Annotated in this window: 15 protein-coding genes; 1 reads left to right on the top strand and 14 read right to left on the bottom strand. The window is 30.4% G+C overall.

Going from position 1 to position 17,286, the window contains the following annotated elements:
* Positions 1-102: 102 nt before the first annotated feature.
* The 4 genes from HZF24_RS10275 to HZF24_RS10260 form a co-directional block, all read right to left on the bottom strand.
* Positions 103-765: a DUF4276 family protein gene (locus tag HZF24_RS10275; protein ID WP_179238231.1), complete on the bottom strand. Its 663-nt coding sequence runs from the start codon at positions 763-765 to the stop codon at positions 103-105.
* Complete coding sequence (locus tag HZF24_RS10270; RefSeq protein WP_179238230.1) at positions 762-1,865, bottom strand: AAA family ATPase; 1,104 nt, start codon at positions 1,863-1,865, stop codon at positions 762-764. Before HZF24_RS10270 ends, HZF24_RS10275 begins: the two co-directional genes overlap by 4 nt.
* Positions 1,866-2,018: 153 nt before the next feature.
* On the bottom strand, positions 2,019-2,414 hold the full coding sequence (locus HZF24_RS10265) for a VOC family protein (protein ID WP_179238229.1): 396 nt from the start codon (positions 2,412-2,414) through the stop codon (positions 2,019-2,021).
* Positions 2,415-2,447: 33 nt separating this feature from the next.
* Positions 2,448-4,667, bottom strand: coding sequence for a KAP family P-loop NTPase fold protein (locus tag HZF24_RS10260; protein WP_179238228.1), 2,220 nt, complete (start codon positions 4,665-4,667; stop codon positions 2,448-2,450).
* 210 nt (positions 4,668-4,877) lie between these two features.
* On the opposite strand from HZF24_RS10260, the gene HZF24_RS10255 reads away from it, so the two are divergent.
* Positions 4,878-5,312 carry a hypothetical protein gene (locus HZF24_RS10255; protein WP_179238227.1) on the top strand — a complete coding sequence of 145 codons (435 nt, stop codon included), beginning with the start codon at positions 4,878-4,880 and terminating at the stop codon, positions 5,310-5,312.
* An 88-nt stretch (positions 5,313-5,400) separates the two neighbouring features.
* Here HZF24_RS10255 and HZF24_RS10250 read toward each other — a convergent pair whose 3' ends face one another.
* From HZF24_RS10250 to HZF24_RS10205, 10 genes are all read right to left on the bottom strand, one after another.
* Positions 5,401-6,078, bottom strand: coding sequence for an HAD family hydrolase (locus HZF24_RS10250; protein ID WP_179238226.1), 678 nt, complete (start codon positions 6,076-6,078; stop codon positions 5,401-5,403).
* Positions 6,065-6,487 carry a cupin domain-containing protein gene (locus tag HZF24_RS10245; RefSeq protein WP_179238225.1) on the bottom strand — a complete coding sequence of 141 codons (423 nt, stop codon included), beginning with the start codon at positions 6,485-6,487 and terminating at the stop codon, positions 6,065-6,067. The genes HZF24_RS10250 and HZF24_RS10245 overlap by 14 nt, the downstream gene beginning before the upstream one ends.
* An 11-nt stretch (positions 6,488-6,498) precedes the next feature.
* Positions 6,499-8,931, bottom strand: coding sequence for a tetratricopeptide repeat protein (locus HZF24_RS10240; protein ID WP_179238224.1), 2,433 nt, complete (start codon positions 8,929-8,931; stop codon positions 6,499-6,501).
* A gap of 119 nt (positions 8,932-9,050) precedes the next feature.
* Positions 9,051-10,217, bottom strand: a complete 1,167-nt coding sequence (locus tag HZF24_RS10235) for a nucleotide sugar dehydrogenase (RefSeq protein ID WP_179238223.1) — start codon at positions 10,215-10,217, stop codon at positions 9,051-9,053.
* Between the two features lie 60 nt (positions 10,218-10,277).
* Entirely contained in the window at positions 10,278-11,291 is a 1,014-nt protein-coding gene (locus HZF24_RS10230; RefSeq protein WP_179238222.1) for an NAD-dependent epimerase, read from the bottom strand.
* Between the two features lie 67 nt (positions 11,292-11,358).
* Complete coding sequence (locus tag HZF24_RS10225; protein WP_179238221.1) at positions 11,359-12,624, bottom strand: lipopolysaccharide biosynthesis protein; 1,266 nt, start codon at positions 12,622-12,624, stop codon at positions 11,359-11,361.
* Positions 12,617-13,762, bottom strand: a complete 1,146-nt coding sequence (locus HZF24_RS10220; RefSeq protein WP_179238220.1) for a hypothetical protein — start codon at positions 13,760-13,762, stop codon at positions 12,617-12,619. The genes HZF24_RS10225 and HZF24_RS10220 overlap by 8 nt, the downstream gene beginning before the upstream one ends.
* A 5-nt stretch (positions 13,763-13,767) precedes the next feature.
* Complete coding sequence (locus HZF24_RS10215; RefSeq protein WP_179238219.1) at positions 13,768-15,096, bottom strand: Coenzyme F420 hydrogenase/dehydrogenase, beta subunit C-terminal domain; 1,329 nt, start codon at positions 15,094-15,096, stop codon at positions 13,768-13,770.
* 24 nt (positions 15,097-15,120) lie between these two features.
* Positions 15,121-16,083 carry a glycosyltransferase family 2 protein gene (locus HZF24_RS10210; RefSeq protein WP_179238218.1) on the bottom strand — a complete coding sequence of 321 codons (963 nt, stop codon included), beginning with the start codon at positions 16,081-16,083 and terminating at the stop codon, positions 15,121-15,123.
* A gap of 57 nt (positions 16,084-16,140) precedes the next feature.
* Positions 16,141-17,232: a glycosyltransferase gene (locus tag HZF24_RS10205; RefSeq protein ID WP_179238217.1), complete on the bottom strand. Its 1,092-nt coding sequence runs from the start codon at positions 17,230-17,232 to the stop codon at positions 16,141-16,143.
* Positions 17,233-17,286 lie beyond the last annotated feature (54 nt).

The following is a 17,286-nucleotide window of genomic DNA, read 5'->3' as shown; positions in this document are numbered from 1 at the left end:
CTTTGCCAGTAGTAATATGTTTTTATATTATTTGAAAAATAAAAAAGTGTTGTCGGACCAACTCCGAAAATCACTCTTTCACGACCTAAACTAAAATTTATGTTATCTGCTCTGTAATTCAAACGTCTTTATTTTTTCAATCCAGTCAGAAAAATGTTTACATTCCTCCATTAGTCTATCAATCCCTATTTCTTTGGATATGATTGTACCATTTCTTATTTTAGAATAGTTAGGTATTAGTTTTTCTAATCGCTTTGATGGTGCGGTCTCTACGGAATTGTTTATATGCTCAGGAGAATCAAACGAATCCCTGATATCTTGTATAATATTGGTAGTATTAATATCAGTTATTAACTCAAATGACTGTGGCGAAGAAAAAAGCAATCCTTCAAACTCGTGAAGCATTAACCCGAAAAAACAATTAGAGTGATTAATATCTTCGGTAATTTTATTTTCTATATACTCAATCTGTTTATATATATCTGAATCTTTATGATGAATTTCCGGAGTATTATCCGGCATCGCATAATAATCAAACATCGTTGTTACAATTTCGTTTTTGTGCTGCTTACATAAAATTTTCAGTTCAGTTTTAATTTTATTATAATCAGATACTCCACCTTTGTGCTTTTTAGCTATAGTTCTTTTTGTTGCGCATATTATTGGTCTTATATAAATACCAATATTTAAAAAATACGGATATATAACTTCATTGATAAAAGACTCTTCCGTTTGCCCCTCACATAAAATATACACATTTTTCATTTTGAGAGTCTACCCCCCAGCACATTCTTTTTCCACAAATCACCTAACGCATAGTCATACTCCAACCACTCTTTTAACTCTTCTTCGCTCAGACGTTTAAATATTGAACCTGACTCATCCCTGTCAACAACAATGATATCCTCAATATCAAATTCATTAAGAAGCTCTACAGACTGTGTTGAAATAATTATTTGTTTTTCATCGGATAATTGTCTGACCATTTCAGAAAATATAGTAATGGCATACGGATGAAGTCCAAGCTCCGGTTCATCAACTATTATAGTTTCTGGTTGTAGTTCATGAGGCTGCAGCAATAAAGTTGCAAGACAAATAAATCTCAATGTACCATCAGATAGCTGAGAAGCATTAAATATATCTTCGCATCCTTTCTGCCTCCATCTGAGAATTATTAATTCATTATTACCCTCATTCGGCTCCAATTCAAAGTTATCAAAATATGGAGCTATCAGCCTTATAGTTTTAACGATTTCATCGTATGAATTTTTGTAATGGTTTCGTAATCTATACAAGAATGCACCGAGATTCGAAGCATCATAAAGTAATACTTTATTATTTGAAATATTATGCTCTTGTTTTACCTTTGCGCTCTTTCCTGTATCATGAAAATGATACACTCTCCAATTTTGTTTGTCTAATATTGGAGCAACATAATCCTGAATTTTATTTCCTGTTCCTGTTTCCCACCTTGCCTCACTATGGCCGCTGGATACAAAACTCTGTGTATTAAACGTTCCGTAATATCCGAAATACTCTTTTTTAAAAATCAGTCTGTTATCTTCGGTTGGTACAAGTGTAAATCCATAAGAATTATTCCCGAAAAAAACTTCAAATTCTATTTCCTCGGTTATCTTTCTGCCGTTAAAAAACAAGGAGTTAATACCGCTTTGCGCAACCGTTAATTGTAAGTTTTTTATTAAAATATTTTGAAGCAAAGAAAATGCAGAAATAAAGTTAGATTTACCTGCACCGTTACTGCCTATTAATACATTAATTTTATTAAATTTAATTTCACATTCCTTAATTGACTTAAATCCTCTAATGCGAATTTTGCTTAACTGACCTCGACTTAACCTTGGCATTTTCCACACATCCTTAAACAAAATATATTTAATAACCTTACAAATATTGTTATTTCACTATACCACAATATAGCCTTTCGTTCAATATTTTTCTATTTGTTTTATCACCTCACTTTAACTTGAAAACAGCTATGAAAGATAGGGAATTGCCGTCTAAAATAATCTGCGTAATTCTTCAGTTTCAAACTGCTGAACTTCGAATTTGTATCCTTCAGGCCCTGTAAATAAAAATGAATTTAGACTAATATCTTCAAAAAACTTTATTTCCGTCATATCCTTCAAATCGTATTTCTTTAGTTTCTCATACACTTCTTCTATATTTTCAACTGTAAAACTGATCAACACTCCACCTCTGTTTGTTACTTCTATAGACCCTTCCTTGACATCAACTCCACCGATAAAAGAATCTTTTCCTATTCTCCATACACATGCCCATTTTGGATCAAACACCTTCTCGAGCTCAAGTACATCTTCAAAGAATGTTCTTGCCTCATCTAATTTTTCAAAATATAAAAAAGTTATTTGTGATGATAATTTCATAATACCCATCTAAAAATCTCCTTTTTTGTATGATTATATTGTTTAAAGTATAATATCATGTTTTTTACAAAATTTCTCTATCAATGGACGCGTAACGCTTTCTCTGTAAGGTTCATCCTTAACTTCATAAAATACTAAGAACGCTATAATATCCTCCTTGACAGCACGATTAAGCTTGTTAAAGCTGTCATTTTTAATATAATTGTTCATTCTGTTAACTGCTTCCTCAATATCAGAATATTTACTCATATGTTTCAAATCAACATTCCATAATTCATAAACAATATTACCGGCACCTTTTCCGTGACTGGTTAACGAAGAAATTAACCTAGCCAAATCATCGTCCGTTTGAATTATATGATTCATATAATTATGGAATTTACTCTTCAATGTCTCATTTTCAGAATTTTCAACAAACCACTCAACACTTGAAAAACCTTTTATATTTATTAAATTATCATTATTGATAAGCTCTTCTATATAATGAAAGCATATTTCTTCTAACATTAAAACGTGTTCCAAGCTTAAAATATATTCATCCGGTGTCCGGTCCTTATTATCGTCTCCCGAGTAACGATTGTATTCTCGTTCAAAACTTGATAAGATTGTTAGCTTCACATATAAGCTAATATTTGTATTATTGAACATATTCAATATGACTGAAAACCTATCCGCTTCTTCAGAAAAAGTCTTTAAAGAATGGTCCACGGCATTCATTAATCGCCAGACCCACGGAAATGAAAAAAATTGTCTTTCATCAACATCATGTAAATTATCCCAATTTTCTAAAATTGAGCTTAGTACTATATCAATTCTATTTCTATACTCATCTGATTTTTTCAATTTTCTCATAGCTGAATTAAAATAATTCAAGAAAATATTAGTTTGATTTCTTTCATCTATCTTTAGTAATAATTTATTTAACTCTTTCCTGTTCTCCTCTTTAAAGATAATGTGCTCTGCTTCCTGTAAAGATAAGCTCTCACTGAAAGACAGTGAAAAGTATCTGTCAAAATAATCCTTGTTACATATACTTCCTAATAACATTGAGTTGTTACTGTCATAGTTATAATTTGAAAAATTATTCTTTACAATACTATTTACTTTAGGAAATAGCAATGAAAGAATTTCTGAAATATTTTTTCTTTCAATCTCATCCTGATTATTAATAATAGATTCATACAACTCTCCGAATTCATTTTTTTCATTGTCATTATTTGAATAATAAGAAAATTCCCCACAAAAATTATCCTTATAGTGTTGTAACCGTTCGTAAATACTCGGTGCAAAAACTTGAATTGTAGTTATTCCTATTAAATCAATTATATTTACTTCATCCTTTAAAAAACTATACTTTAATGAAATTGTATTATTTAACCGCACAACATCCCTGATAGTCTTTATGTAATTCTTGATGCCATATAAAAACAATAGCGACCATCTTTCTTTATCAAACTTTTCATCCGGTATTTCAGCTATAATATTGTTTAATCCATTAAAAAATAAACCTATGAGCTGTTGTTCATTTATTTTAGGCAATTGGAATGGAACCTGAATAATTTTCTCCAAGTATTTTTGTCCATCAGTGTTTTGCACCTCTCCAAGTGCTCTTGTAACAATCTCATAATCAAAAGCGAGTAAATATATTGTATTTGGAAAATCGGCAATCGATTTAACAAGCTGAAAAACAGACCGTATTTCTTCATTTGACAATCTGTCTATATCGTCTATAATAATTATTGTTTTAACTTCTTTTTCCTTTAAATTGTCTGCTATTTCATTTTTCAGATTCTGTATATCAGGAGATAATGTTTTACCCGACAGTCCCTTTCCTATTCCTTCAACTATCTTTGCCACCACTCCTCCGGATGTACCGACTAAAGGAACGAAGCTTGTAAGTTCAAACGCCGCGCCTAATGCCTCCATTGCTGTTCCAACAGCTTGTACTGCAGATGATCTTTTAAAAGCAGATGAAAGCTGTTTAAAAAATTGAATTGTAAGCTGCGTCTGGTCAGAAAAAAGCCACGGATTGAACCTTATAATTACAGGTTTTTCTTGTTGCTCACTTGTAAATGATATTATACTTTCCTCAACCATGTTAATTACAGATGTTTTTCCGGAACCCCACTCTCCATATAATCCAATATTAAAGCTGTTAGATTGATTATAAGATAGTACAGCCTGTGCCAACTGCTTTGCAAATTTATCCCTATTCAGCAAGTCATCCTTCATGGTAGTTATAGGTGAGTCTGTGTTAAACATATTTATTCTCCAATAATTATACTTTTGTAATTACATTAAATCTTTTGAATTCCATAAGCATCTCTAATCGCAGTAAATCAAATTTATATATATAATTATATATACTCTCTGCATATAAATCAACATTGAATGGCAAATTATGTAACAAGGCATTTGTTTGCGTATTAAAGCTACGATCATGCTAATAATAAGGGTAAAAAGGAGAGCAAAATGGAAAGTAATAATACTGTAGATTTTTTATCTGAAATTTATCGAGGAGCTAAAATGGGTGTTGAAACAATAAATACACTATTAAAAAAGGTTAAAGATAATAAAATATATGATGAACTTAAATATCAGCTTAGAAGCTATGACGAAATTGCTAATGAAGCATACGAAGAGCTGTTAAAAAGAAATCATGAACCTAAAGACATTTCAGCAATGACTAAGTTTAGCTCAAGAATGGGCTTAGAAATTAATACTCTAATCAGTAACAGTCCATCTCATGTTGCCGATATGCTTATTAAGGGAAATACCATGGGAGTTACAGGTATAACAAAAACATTAAATTCCCATCAAAACTCCGACCCGCAAATTCAGGTATTGGCAAGTAGATTTATTGAATTGGAACAGGATAATATTGAAAGATTAATGAAATTCCTATAACAACATATTGTGCCTGGCTCAATGCCAGGTACAAGTTCTAATAATCTATTCTAATACATCAATTTAAATGCTTATCAATAGTCAGTCTTTACAACAATTCTATATTTGGATCCAATTTATATATTACATTTTTACGTTCAACGATTATAGTAGCTTTTTTACTTAATTCTTCATCCTCTCTTATAGATAGCAACAAGTCTATGTTTGGATTAATTGCAACCGGATTACCAATCATTTTAAGCATCGAAAAATCTCCTGTTGTGTCACCATAAGCGTAGCTGTTTTCTAAATCAACATCATATACTTTAATCAGATTGTTAAGCTCTCTCTGTTTGCTTTCAGAATCCCACATTTTCACTATTTCACCAGTAAACCTATTTTGTGAATCAACCTTATAAATACTTCCTCTGAAATCTGTTGCCTTATACTTTTCTGCCATTTTTGATACAAGAAAATCAGGACTGCCGGATATGAAAAAAACTTTATGATTTTGCTTTTTATGATATTCAATTTGATTTCTAGAATACTTATAGATCATGTCACCATTGGATTTAATAACATGATCAGCAATATATTCGATATAAGATTTATCGAAACCCTTTAGCTCATCTAAGTAAACACCAGCTAAAATTTCTAAATATTCCTCAAAATCACCATATCTTTTCTCCCATTCTAAGTATACCCTTTTTACCTTAGTATACCAAACTTCGGGATCTATCACTTCAAAGGTTATAAGCTTTTGAAAATGTTCACTATATTTCTGCATCCCAACTAGAAAACCATTTTTTCAATGCAGGTGATTGCTCTAAAACTACTTTATCATTACCTTGAGGTGTTTTAATAAACAGAATAGATGTATCCTCTAATGATTTTTGCGCATATTCTGTTCCCGGATCTATTCTGTAAAAATCTCCGGCAGCATAATAAAATTCTTCTCCACTATGCAAATCAAGATACTTCGTCTCTCCACTAATAATATATTGATATTCAAAAGCCATCTTATGTTTATGAGGTAATTCAATGTTATATTCTTTATAAGAGGTTAATCCAATCTCAATATTATCATCGTCAATATGAGAGAGAATCTGTGGTAGTTTTAATTTTCCTATCAGATACTGACGGTGGCTTACTTCAAGGGAAGCAGAAATGTCTTCTGCACTAATTTTCTTAAACATAAAAATCCTCCTTATAAAAACTCAAAATGAAAAACATGCAACTCACCATTCTTGGTTTGTTCAATGTACTTACTTATTTTAGTATATCCCATTCTTTTAGATTCCAGCGACAAATGATCAAGCATAGCTATGTTCTGAGCATTTCCTGAAATTAGTAAAAGTCGTTGAATAGCATAGCTTGCATTAATTATCCCCCACTTCTGCTCAACATCATTATATATACATAAAGCTTTTTCATAAAATTCCTTAGCAAGATCATAATTACCTAAATCGGCATAACAGTTTCCTAACGATAAATTTATATGACCAATCCATCCCTTTATTCCAAGTGAAGTTGCAACAGGCAAAGCATCATCAAAAATTTTTATAGATTCATTAACTAACCCATTTAAACGATTAATTTCCCCTAATACGCAATTTAAATATAACTCATATCTGGTCAATGAATTTTTATCTGCGATTTCAATAGCAGTTTTGCATATTCTTTCTGCTGCATCAAGCTTTCCTTTTGCACAAAGCAACTCCGAATATTTACGTAAACCCCTGCAGATGAGATTGTTTGAGCCAATAGCCCTAGCAATACAAATTGATTTATTAAGACAAGACTTAGCATTTTCAAAATCCCCTAGTGGCAAATATATATGAGCCCCCATCATAAAAAGAATTTCACAATACTGAATCCGGAGATTTTCTTGTTCTGAAAACACATTCATCACTTTATCCATTTCATATTTTAATGTTTTAAGTGGAGTATAAAACATCATGTGATGTACTTTACGAATAAACAGATCCAAACGATATGATGAATTTACTATATCCTTAAGACTAAAGGAACCCAAATAGTCAGATATTATTTGTACGGCTTCACTATATTTCCCGGATAAATGAATCATATCAATCATTATTGAGAAAAATTCGGTTCCCTCTATAGTGGATTTGTTTGTATAAAATAAATCTAAAAATTGATCAAGCAGATAACTTGTTTCACCAGAAAATTGAAGTTTTTTAATAATTTGCAGCTGATTGTTTTCAATATAATTCACAAGATCCTGGTCTGTACATGAATCCTTTAAATGATATAGTAATTCTGCAAATAAGTATTTGATATCATCAACAAAAATATCTCTATCAGATAGTTTGTTTTCATAATAGGACACCATTTTTGCATTAACTGATGTCTTCAATTGTTCAGACATATGGCTTTTTATTTCATCTCTCATTAATACGTGTATAAAATACTTATTGTTTTTGTCACGCTTTACAAATGAAAAGGAATTAAAACTCTCCATATTTATAACAGAATAACCCGTTTGAAAGGTATTTATTAAAAGTTCAAATATTATGTTATCATAAAAACGAGGAATTACAAGAACTCTAAGTGTATTAATTTCACTATCTGATAAGTTCTTAAGAAAGCATTCCTGAATTTCTATTCTTCCTCGACCAAAAGAATCAACACTAATTTGTCTATCTGTATTCAACAATTTATAATATGTATCTACACAAAGATCTAAATAATACGGATGTCCTTTAGCAGAATCAATAATTTTAGATTGGATTTTTTCATCCTTGATTTCACAAATATCCAAATATTTTACAGCAAAATCTCTTCTTAGCACATCCAGAGAGACGTAACTTATATTTGTTGACCATTGCTCATCCTCGAGTTCCCACTGAATCTTTTCTCTCCCTGAAATAACAAAAATTGCATTTGGGATATTTAAAACAAGCCTCCTGATCCAAGAATCGTTTTTAAGTCTATTTGATTCATTTCTACCCTTGTCCCATAATGACTCATAAGTATCAAAAAAGAAAACACAATTATCTCTATTTTCCTTATATAAGAATTTGATAACATCATATGCAAAATAGTCGGGCAATTCCTTTTCAATCTCATTTGAACTTTTTCCTTTAAGAATTTCAAGATGTTTTTTTATTTCCTTATTTAGCTTGATTTTATCTGCATATTTATCGTATATAACTTCTGTCAATCCAAGAATAGAAGTTAAAATTCCAGTTTGTTCTAATGACGACATTGATTTCATGATTTTTATTGCATTTCCCTCAAATAATGATTTATCATTAAACTTCAATTCTGGATTTCTTTTGATGAAACACAAAGCCGCGGCAACATCAAAATGTGGCATTGGAATATTCAGATTTTTTTTCAATTCAATGAGTGCCTTAAATGGTAAGCGAAATGCGGGATCATCAAAATCAACAAAAGAATATAATATATTTTTTTTATTTGCATAGTCTTTCAGATTTTTGATGAGGCTTGACTTACCAATTCCTCCAATTCCATAGTACATTATTACATTCTTCTTCAGTGTATTAGAATTGTCTATTGCAGAATAAAATATATTTCTTGGTGTTTCTCTATTAATGAATTCTTTAGCCGGAATGTGCGATTTGAATAAACTACTGTCATTAAATAACACCATATCTCTTCCCCTTATTATAGTTGTATTATTTTTGTTGAAAACTAATTTATACAATATCTATCTTGCTTCTTTCAAAATAATTTTATATCCGTTTGTTAATTTTCATTTTATTATCAAAATTAATCCCTGCTAAACAAATCCCTCGTATATACCTTGTCCACTACATCTTTAATTTCGTCAGATAATCTGTTTGCTACAATAACATCAGAGATTTTCTTAAATTCATCAAAATTCTTAATGATTCTTGAATTATAGAATTCATCCTCTTTAAGTGCAGGCTCATAAACCACAACCTCTATACCCTTTGCTTTAATACGTTTCATAACACCTTGGATTGCTGACTGTCTGAAGTTATCCGAATCCATCTTCATCGTTAACCTATATATACCAACAACCTTCGGATTTCTCTTAATAATCATATCTGATATATGGTCTTTTCTCGTCCTGTTTGCGTCAACAATAGCTGACATTATATTTTGCGGTACATCCGCATAGTTTGCTAACAACTGTTTTGTATCCTTTGGCAAGCAGTATCCACCATATCCAAAAGATGGATTATTGTAATGTGTTCCTATACGTGGGTCCAATCCGACACCTTCAATAATTTGCTGCGTATTAAGTCCCCTTATTTCTGCATAAGAATCAAGTTCATTAAAATATGCTACACGAAGTGCAAGATACGTATTAGCAAATAATTTAATTGCTTCTGCCTCAGTTGAACCTGTATATAAAATTGGAATATCTTTTTTGATTGCACCTTCAGCTAAAAGTTCAGCGAAAACTTTTGCTCTCTCAGACTGCTCTCCTACTACAATTCTTGATGGATAGAGATTGTCATATAGTGCTTTTCCTTCTCTTAAGAACTCCGGTGAAAAGATAATATTATCCGTATCAAATTTCTCTTTTATTGATTCAGTATATCCTACCGGTACTGTAGATTTGATAATCATAACAGCATCAGGTTTAATAGAAAGAACATTAGCTATAACAGCTTCGACAGTCCTTGTGTTGAAATAATTTTTCTCCGGATCATAATTTGTTGGTGTAGAAATAATTACATATTCAGCATCCTTATAAGCTTCATAATTATCTGTAGTTGCTCTTAAATTAAGATTTTTCGATGCTAAATATTCTTCTATCTCCTGGTCAATTATCGGAGATTTCTTATTATTTATCATTTCAACTTTTTCTTTAATTATATCGAGTGCTATGACTTCGTTGTGCTGTGCTAAAAGTATAGCATTGGACAATCCAACGTAACCTGTTCCGGCAATTGTTATTTTCATGGTTTACCCCCTATAGGTACTTATATTATCTTATCTTATCTTATCTTCTATGTTAATATTTTATTCTCCAACCTTATAATACTTTTTATACCAGTCTACAAACTTCTTAAGACCCTCTTCTATATTTGTTGATGGCTTAAAATTAATGTCTCTTTCAAGATCTGATACATCTGCATATGTTCTAAGTACATCCCCCGGCTGCATATCCATATAAACTTTCTTTGCTTCTTTTCCGAGAGCAGATTCTAAGGCATTTATAAATCTCATAAGTGGTACAGGATTGTTATTACCAATATTATATATTTTGTAAGGCGCAAAGCTTGTACTTAAATCATCCTTGCTTTCATCCCATTCTTTATTTGCAACAGGAGCTTTATCAATGAGCTTGATTATTCCTTCAACAATATCATCTATATACGTAAAATCTCTTTCCATCTTTCCATGATTGAATACCTTTATAGGCTTCCCGGCAAGTATATCTTTTGTAAACGAAAAGTATGCCATGTCCGGTCTGCCCCAAGGACCGTAAACTGTAAAAAATCTCAATCCCGTTGTAGGTATGCCATATAAATGACTATATGTGTGAGCCATTAACTCATTAGACTTCTTCGTTGCTGCATAAAGCGACACAGGATGATCTACATTGTGATTTGTAGAAAATGGCGCTACTTTATTGCCTCCATAAACTGAACTAGAAGAAGCATATATAAGATGCTCAACAGGATAATTTCTACAAGCTTCAAGTATATTCATAAAACCAATTAGATTAGAATCAACATAAGCATAGGGATTTTCAATAGAATATCGCACTCCTGCTTGAGCCGCTAAGTTTATAACATAAGTTGGTTTGTATGTCTCAAATATCTTGTCAACAGCATCCTTGTCCTTAAGATATACCTTGAAGAAATTAAAGTTATTATATTTCTCCAATTCTTCAAGCCTTGATTGCTTAAGGTTAGGATCATAATAATCGTTAATGTTATCAATTCCTATTATTTGATAAGAATTGTCTAGTAGTTTTTTTGATAGGTGGAAGCCTATGAAGCCAGCTACACCTGTTATTATTATTTTCATAAGCACAAACCTTTCTATATCTTTGTAGCTTTACGCTATAGATATTCTATTACTCATTCATACTTTTTTATTTTTCTTCCATTATACGCTGTGCAAAAATATACGTAATAAAATAGAAAGTCATAGTTATAATTGAATATACTAAAACAGCAATATTAGGCTGTAACCCTAATCTGTTTGAAAGGATAAATCCTACCGTAATAGATCCAAATCTACCTAAATCTATTAAAAGTTTCAATCGTTGCTTTTCAAAAACTCCATAAATTCTACTTATAGGATGAAATATTAAGTTAGAAAAAACCCCCAATGAAAGCATTTGAGCATATACACCTGCATCATACCAATTACTACCGAACACGAAAGAGAAAATTTGCGCTCCACCGATTCCTAAAATTAGAAATGGTATACTTCCTAAAAGAATTATTTTTTTTAATAGTTTATTTGATAACTCTTTGAGACCATTAGGGTCTTTTTTACCCGTTGCGGCTGCTTCAGCATAAAATACTTCACCAATTGATATCCCTATTAATGAAACTGGTAGTTTAATAATGGAGTTTGCCAATCCATAGTAACCAACAATTTCACTCCCGTATATTGCAGTCAAAAAAAATACAGGTATTTGAGTTGTAAAGCTTAATATTACTGCATTAGGCAATGAATACCAAAAGAAGTTAATGTATCTTTTTGCACACCATAGCATTTCCTTTAAATTTACAAATTTAATCAAGCTTCTTTTTAGGATGTTTAACGAAAGGACTGTTACTCCAGCACTCTGATTAGATATATTACCTAGGAGTAGTCCTAGTGGTCCAAAGTTCAATACTCCTAATAAAATTTTTATTAAATTCCCAGTAATACTTTGGCTAATTTTTGATCTGAAAATGCTTTTATAGTTCCTTTCACGAAGTGCCCATTTCATTAAAATATTGTATAGACCTACGGTAAATACGCCTATCGGTATTAAGTACCAATAATTAGTTAGTGCATTCGCATTAATTAATCCAAGTATATTAGCACCTAAGAAGTACAATGTAATGCTAATAAATAATACTACTGCTACAAGAATTAGAACACATAAACTTAAAACATTAATAGCTTTTTCTTCAGTTTCTGCAATCGGTATAGCTGATTCATAATAAAATGAGCCTAATACTATAAGAATAGACATTACAGATGTATAAAGTGTTAATATACCAAACTCTTCTGGAGTATAAATTCTCGTAATTACAGGAGATAGAAGCATATTAAATACCTGAACAAAAGCTGTTCCTCCTGATATCATTAAGAAACCTTTTATTAAATTATTTTGGAGAATTTTTTTATATTTATTCATAGTTGTTCTCCAATTTTGCTGACCAATATTCAGGCTTTATTTCAATGTTTTTCAAGTTGATTGATTCGTATAATCTTGATGATAGAATGTTTTGGTCTATTGTATTCCTATTCATTAAATTATTATTAAAATCGTAATAACCAGAAATTTGAAGGCTTAACCACTTCTCGGTTTTTTCGCTTGTATCCTTAATAGAAATATATTTGTCAAAAACTTGAGTAGCATATGCCATTTCTATTCCTACTGGGTTATAAGCCCATCTAAACCCTTTGTCTGATTCTAAATAGCCGAATGGAAACCTGTTATCCAAAAAGTTGTATGCCTGTTTTATAATATTATATAAACTTGCATCCTGCCAAAAACTATATTCAGAGCAATAATCATAGGCTAAAGCAAAACCATGTAGAATAAATGATAAGTATCCGTTTGAAAGAACTTGCATTTCCTTTGTAGAAGCTTTCACTTTTTCTTTTAGCACAGCTTTCTTAATTATATTTTTAAGGAAATTATCTCTTTTATTAGTTGTATGCTTAATTAACCCCTCATATTCAAGCCATTCAATATTTCTAGAAAGTCCTAAAAAGAAATTGGTTGAATTATTAATAAGTGTATCATCTTTTAAGTAGTCACCTAAAATCAAACTCATAACAGAAATCCAAAGCTGTTGATTAATTGTTCGATGGCAACCTCTATTTGTATCATCAACATCAATTGTTTCCCATAAATATTGTTCTTTGTTAAATGGAATTCTCTCTAGTAAATTTTTTGAAATATTTATATATTCATCCTTTTTTTCCTTTATACCTATCTGTATTAATGGTTCTAAAGTCCAAGCTTGACCTATCAAACCGTTACAATTATCTTTTGTATCACTAATTCGGCATAAGAATGTAAAATTATTGGGTCTATTTTCATCATCTATTAAGTAATTACATGCCCTTAATGCTCCCCTTAAATATTTATCTTCAGTTGTTATCAAATATGCTTTATACAGTAATTGTGCCCAGTGTGCTGTTGTTCTCATGTATGTGTCGTTATCTTTCCAAGGTCCATTTTTCCCTTTTGGAAAGCTCCCATTTTTATATTGTAATTCTAATCCCCTAGTAGCACTATTAACAATAAGATCATATAATTTCACTTCAATCACCTATTCTTGTTGTTTTTAATAAATTTCTTAATCTTTGAAAAATAAGATATTCCTGGTATTGTTGAAGGAAATCCGTTAGTAAAAACACCAACCTTTTCCATCACGGGAGCAGATTTGCTCAGTATATTATATACTTTTTTATTTCTAAAAAACATAAACATCTTGTGCTTGAATAAAAATATTTTTTTTGTCCTGGGTTTTAAGTCACCTAAATATATTACTGGTTCATAATCGTATGTTGGCGCTGGTAATTTTTTCTTCCTTGTATATTCAATATATATCAAGGCTGATTTAAATTTGGTTAATGTTACACAGAACTCGTTTGAACTCTTTCCCATTACCCTCTTATTTATCACACCATCTGTACAGGCTTGATTTAGTAAATCATACCCCTTTTTGGTCCTTACTATAATGACAGTTTCATCCGTATATCCTTTATGATTGTCAGCAAGTGATATATCAGCTAACCAATTCTCTCTAGAAGGACACATTAAACACCTATTAAGAGTATAAAATGTCCTTGATAAGCCTAACCATTTCTGTAGCTCTTTTCCAACTATTGATCCATCCTTAAGTCTAAAGGAAGCTTTTCCTGGCCATTTTCCATATCTCCAACCTATGAATTCACATTCATTTATATTTTTTATATTTAAATTTTTTGAAATATAATAAACAGATTTATAATCTTTTACATCACCACAAAATAAACCAATAGCATAAATTAAATCTCTACTAATATTACGTCTCAACTTAATTGCGTTTTCTAATGCTGCCATTTGACAGGGAGTAACTGTTATAGCTATTTTCCGAGGTCGATTACTTAACTCTCGAAGAACTTCTTTCATTACTGGCACAGGGCTATACTTACTTCCACTTGCTGCCTTTATTTCATATGGATCATTTGTAAATAAGACCTTTGGTATTCCCTTTTCTAATGTTATTACAACTACTTCTTCCACTATTTTCTTATCAAGTAAATATAATAATAATGCAGTTCCAATTCCTCCGGATGCGCCAGACAGATGTACTGATGAATCTGTAGCCTTACCTAAGTAATAATCTACAACTGGTCCATATTTTAAATCCATATTTATATTTTCTCTAATACACATCTCATTTGCTTTTTCAACAGGATTCCATCCCTTTCCAGGACAAACTTCGTAACACAAATTACATTGAATACATTTTTCTTCATTCAATACTGGTTTATGAGATACTTTACTATTAATATCTAAAGCATGTACTGGACATATACCAGCACATGCTCCACATCCCGAACATAGATCCCCATCTATAACTTCAATTAATTTTATATATTTATTCATAGTTAATACTCCTAATATGCTAACTTATTTAGTCATAAATCTTTTATTAATTATATTTTTCCTATAATATTTTAGCATTTTTTTAAATAGCTCTATAGGATTCAAGTATATAAATCTAGAAATATTAATTTTAATATTATTTCTTTTAAATACTAAATATGTATCAAAAACTTTCTTTACTCCTAACTTATATTCTAACGCTAATGGTAAGTATCTGTTTCCAGTTAACTCTAATATATTAAATTTATCTTCTTCTAAATTGCTCTTAAGAAATATATAGTATTCAATAAACACATCTCTCCTAGTATTAAAAATGTCTTCTCTAATTTTTGTAGTTAAACTACCTCTTCTTTTTGTTACACAATATATAATTTGACTGTCAACATAAAAGCTTTTCATATAATAACCAACTTTGGTTGAAAACATAATATCATTAGAAGCAATCACTTGGTCAAACTCTATATTATACTTCTTTAAAAATTTAGTGTTTATTAACTTTGACCATGGCACCACTATACCAAATCTCATATCTAACTCAGTTTTAATGTTCTTATCATTTATATAAGAAGTCATAATTTTTTTATATAATATATGTCTATCTGATTGTTTACCTGACTCTACATCCTTACTCGTAGGGATAAAAAACACAGCCTCATATTCAGAATTAAAATATTTAGTAATTATTTCATAAAATCCCTCAATAAAATAGTCATCCGAATCCGCAAAAATCACCCATTTTCCTTTTGCATTTTTCAGACCAATATTTCTACAAGTTCCTGCTCCCTTATTTTCTGTTGTATTATTGTATAGTATAATATTTTTATGCTTATCTCTTTTTATAAATCTTTTCAAACTATCTAGATGTAATTCATCACTTTTATCGTCAATAATTATTACTTCTATATCATCAATACTTGGAATTGTATCAATGAGAACCTTTAAAGAACTAACCGAATTAAAATGGGGTACAATAATAGATAAATTCATTAACTCACTCCTATTAAAAATCTGTTATAAGCGGATTAAAATTATCCTAAAACATAACTATGATTCAATTAAAGTAATGTAGCTGTTTGTAGCTCTTTCGACAGAAAACTCATTAGCCCTATTAATTAAAGCTTCTTTATCCCAAGTTTTATCTAAAGCCTCAATTATTCCTTTTGCTAATAATTTTGCATTTCCAACAGGCACTAAAATTCCATATTCTCCATTATTTAAAATCTCATTAGGTCCACTAGGACAATCTGTGGAAACTATTGGTGTGCCAACTGCCAATGATTCGACTATAACATTGCCAAAACCTTCCCACTTTGAAGATAACACAAACAAGTCAGCCGCTCTCATATATGGATATGGATTTGTAACATTTCCCTTTAAATATACAAAATCTTCTAAATTAAGCTTATGAATCATATCTTCAATTTTTTTTCTTTGATCTCCTTCTCCCAAAATTATTAGTTTAACATTTTTATATATTTTAACAATTTCCATCGCATTAAGTAAAGTAGGATAATCTTTTTGAGTGGTTAATCTACCTGCACATACTAGCATTGCTTCATTATCATTTTTGTTTTCAATATCGACATGTAACTTTTTCCTTTTCTTTATTTCTTCATCAACTATTGGATTATAAATTACATTGATTGTATTTGAATCAACTCCTATTATAGAAGCTAAATCATTTGCTACTCCTTTAGATACTGCTACTAGGTGAGTGGCAAAGGGGTATGTTATTTTCATCAGTAACTTATTGATAATTCTATTAAATCTCTTTTGTGTATTAAGTTCAATTGAAACCTGCGTTCTTGTACTTATTATTGTTTTTGTTTTAGTTCCTGAAAGTACGTTAGCTAAAATAACAATAATATTAATATAATCTTTTGCCGAAATAAATGCATCTGGTCTATTTTCCTTTAAATAATTAGAAATTTTTATAATAGAATGCGAGATTTTTTTATTGTTTAAATAAATTATATTAGTTCTTTTATCTAACTGCTCTCTATATACTCCTTCATTTCTAACAACTAATAAATCCACCTGATAACCTTTATCTAAAAGTTTTTTAATTAATCTCAATGTATTCTTTTCTACCCCGCCGACATTTAAACTAGCGAGAATAAAGCATATTTTTTTCAAATTAGTTCCTCTTTCTAGCATTTTTATTTCATAATAATCTAAATTGAAATGGCA

Source organism: Sedimentibacter hydroxybenzoicus DSM 7310 (genome assembly GCF_013403245.1).
Classification (GTDB): Bacteria; Bacillota; Clostridia; order Tissierellales; family Sedimentibacteraceae; genus Sedimentibacter; species Sedimentibacter hydroxybenzoicus.
This window is presented reverse-complemented; position numbering and strand designations above follow the sequence as displayed.

Excerpts from the sequence above, each read along its gene's own strand:
- HZF24_RS10275 (WP_179238231.1), bottom strand. The coding sequence starts at position 765 with ATGAAAAATGTGTATATTTTATGTGAGGGGCAAACGGAAGAGTCTTTT.
- HZF24_RS10270 (WP_179238230.1), bottom strand. The coding sequence starts at position 1,865 with ATGCCAAGGTTAAGTCGAGGTCAGTTAAGCAAAATTCGCATTAGAGGA.
- HZF24_RS10265 (WP_179238229.1), bottom strand. The coding sequence starts at position 2,414 with ATGGGTATTATGAAATTATCATCACAAATAACTTTTTTATATTTTGAA.
- HZF24_RS10260 (WP_179238228.1), bottom strand. The coding sequence starts at position 4,667 with ATGTTTAACACAGACTCACCTATAACTACCATGAAGGATGACTTGCTG.
- HZF24_RS10255 (WP_179238227.1), top strand. The coding sequence starts at position 4,878 with ATGGAAAGTAATAATACTGTAGATTTTTTATCTGAAATTTATCGAGGA.
- HZF24_RS10250 (WP_179238226.1), bottom strand. The coding sequence starts at position 6,078 with ATGCAGAAATATAGTGAACATTTTCAAAAGCTTATAACCTTTGAAGTG.
- HZF24_RS10245 (WP_179238225.1), bottom strand. The coding sequence starts at position 6,487 with ATGTTTAAGAAAATTAGTGCAGAAGACATTTCTGCTTCCCTTGAAGTA.
- HZF24_RS10240 (WP_179238224.1), bottom strand. The coding sequence starts at position 8,931 with ATGGTGTTATTTAATGACAGTAGTTTATTCAAATCGCACATTCCGGCT.
- HZF24_RS10235 (WP_179238223.1), bottom strand. The coding sequence starts at position 10,217 with ATGAAAATAACAATTGCCGGAACAGGTTACGTTGGATTGTCCAATGCT.
- HZF24_RS10230 (WP_179238222.1), bottom strand. The coding sequence starts at position 11,291 with ATGAAAATAATAATAACAGGTGTAGCTGGCTTCATAGGCTTCCACCTA.
- HZF24_RS10225 (WP_179238221.1), bottom strand. The coding sequence starts at position 12,624 with ATGAATAAATATAAAAAAATTCTCCAAAATAATTTAATAAAAGGTTTC.
- HZF24_RS10215 (WP_179238219.1), bottom strand. The coding sequence starts at position 15,096 with ATGAATAAATATATAAAATTAATTGAAGTTATAGATGGGGATCTATGT.
- HZF24_RS10210 (WP_179238218.1), bottom strand. The coding sequence starts at position 16,083 with ATGAATTTATCTATTATTGTACCCCATTTTAATTCGGTTAGTTCTTTA.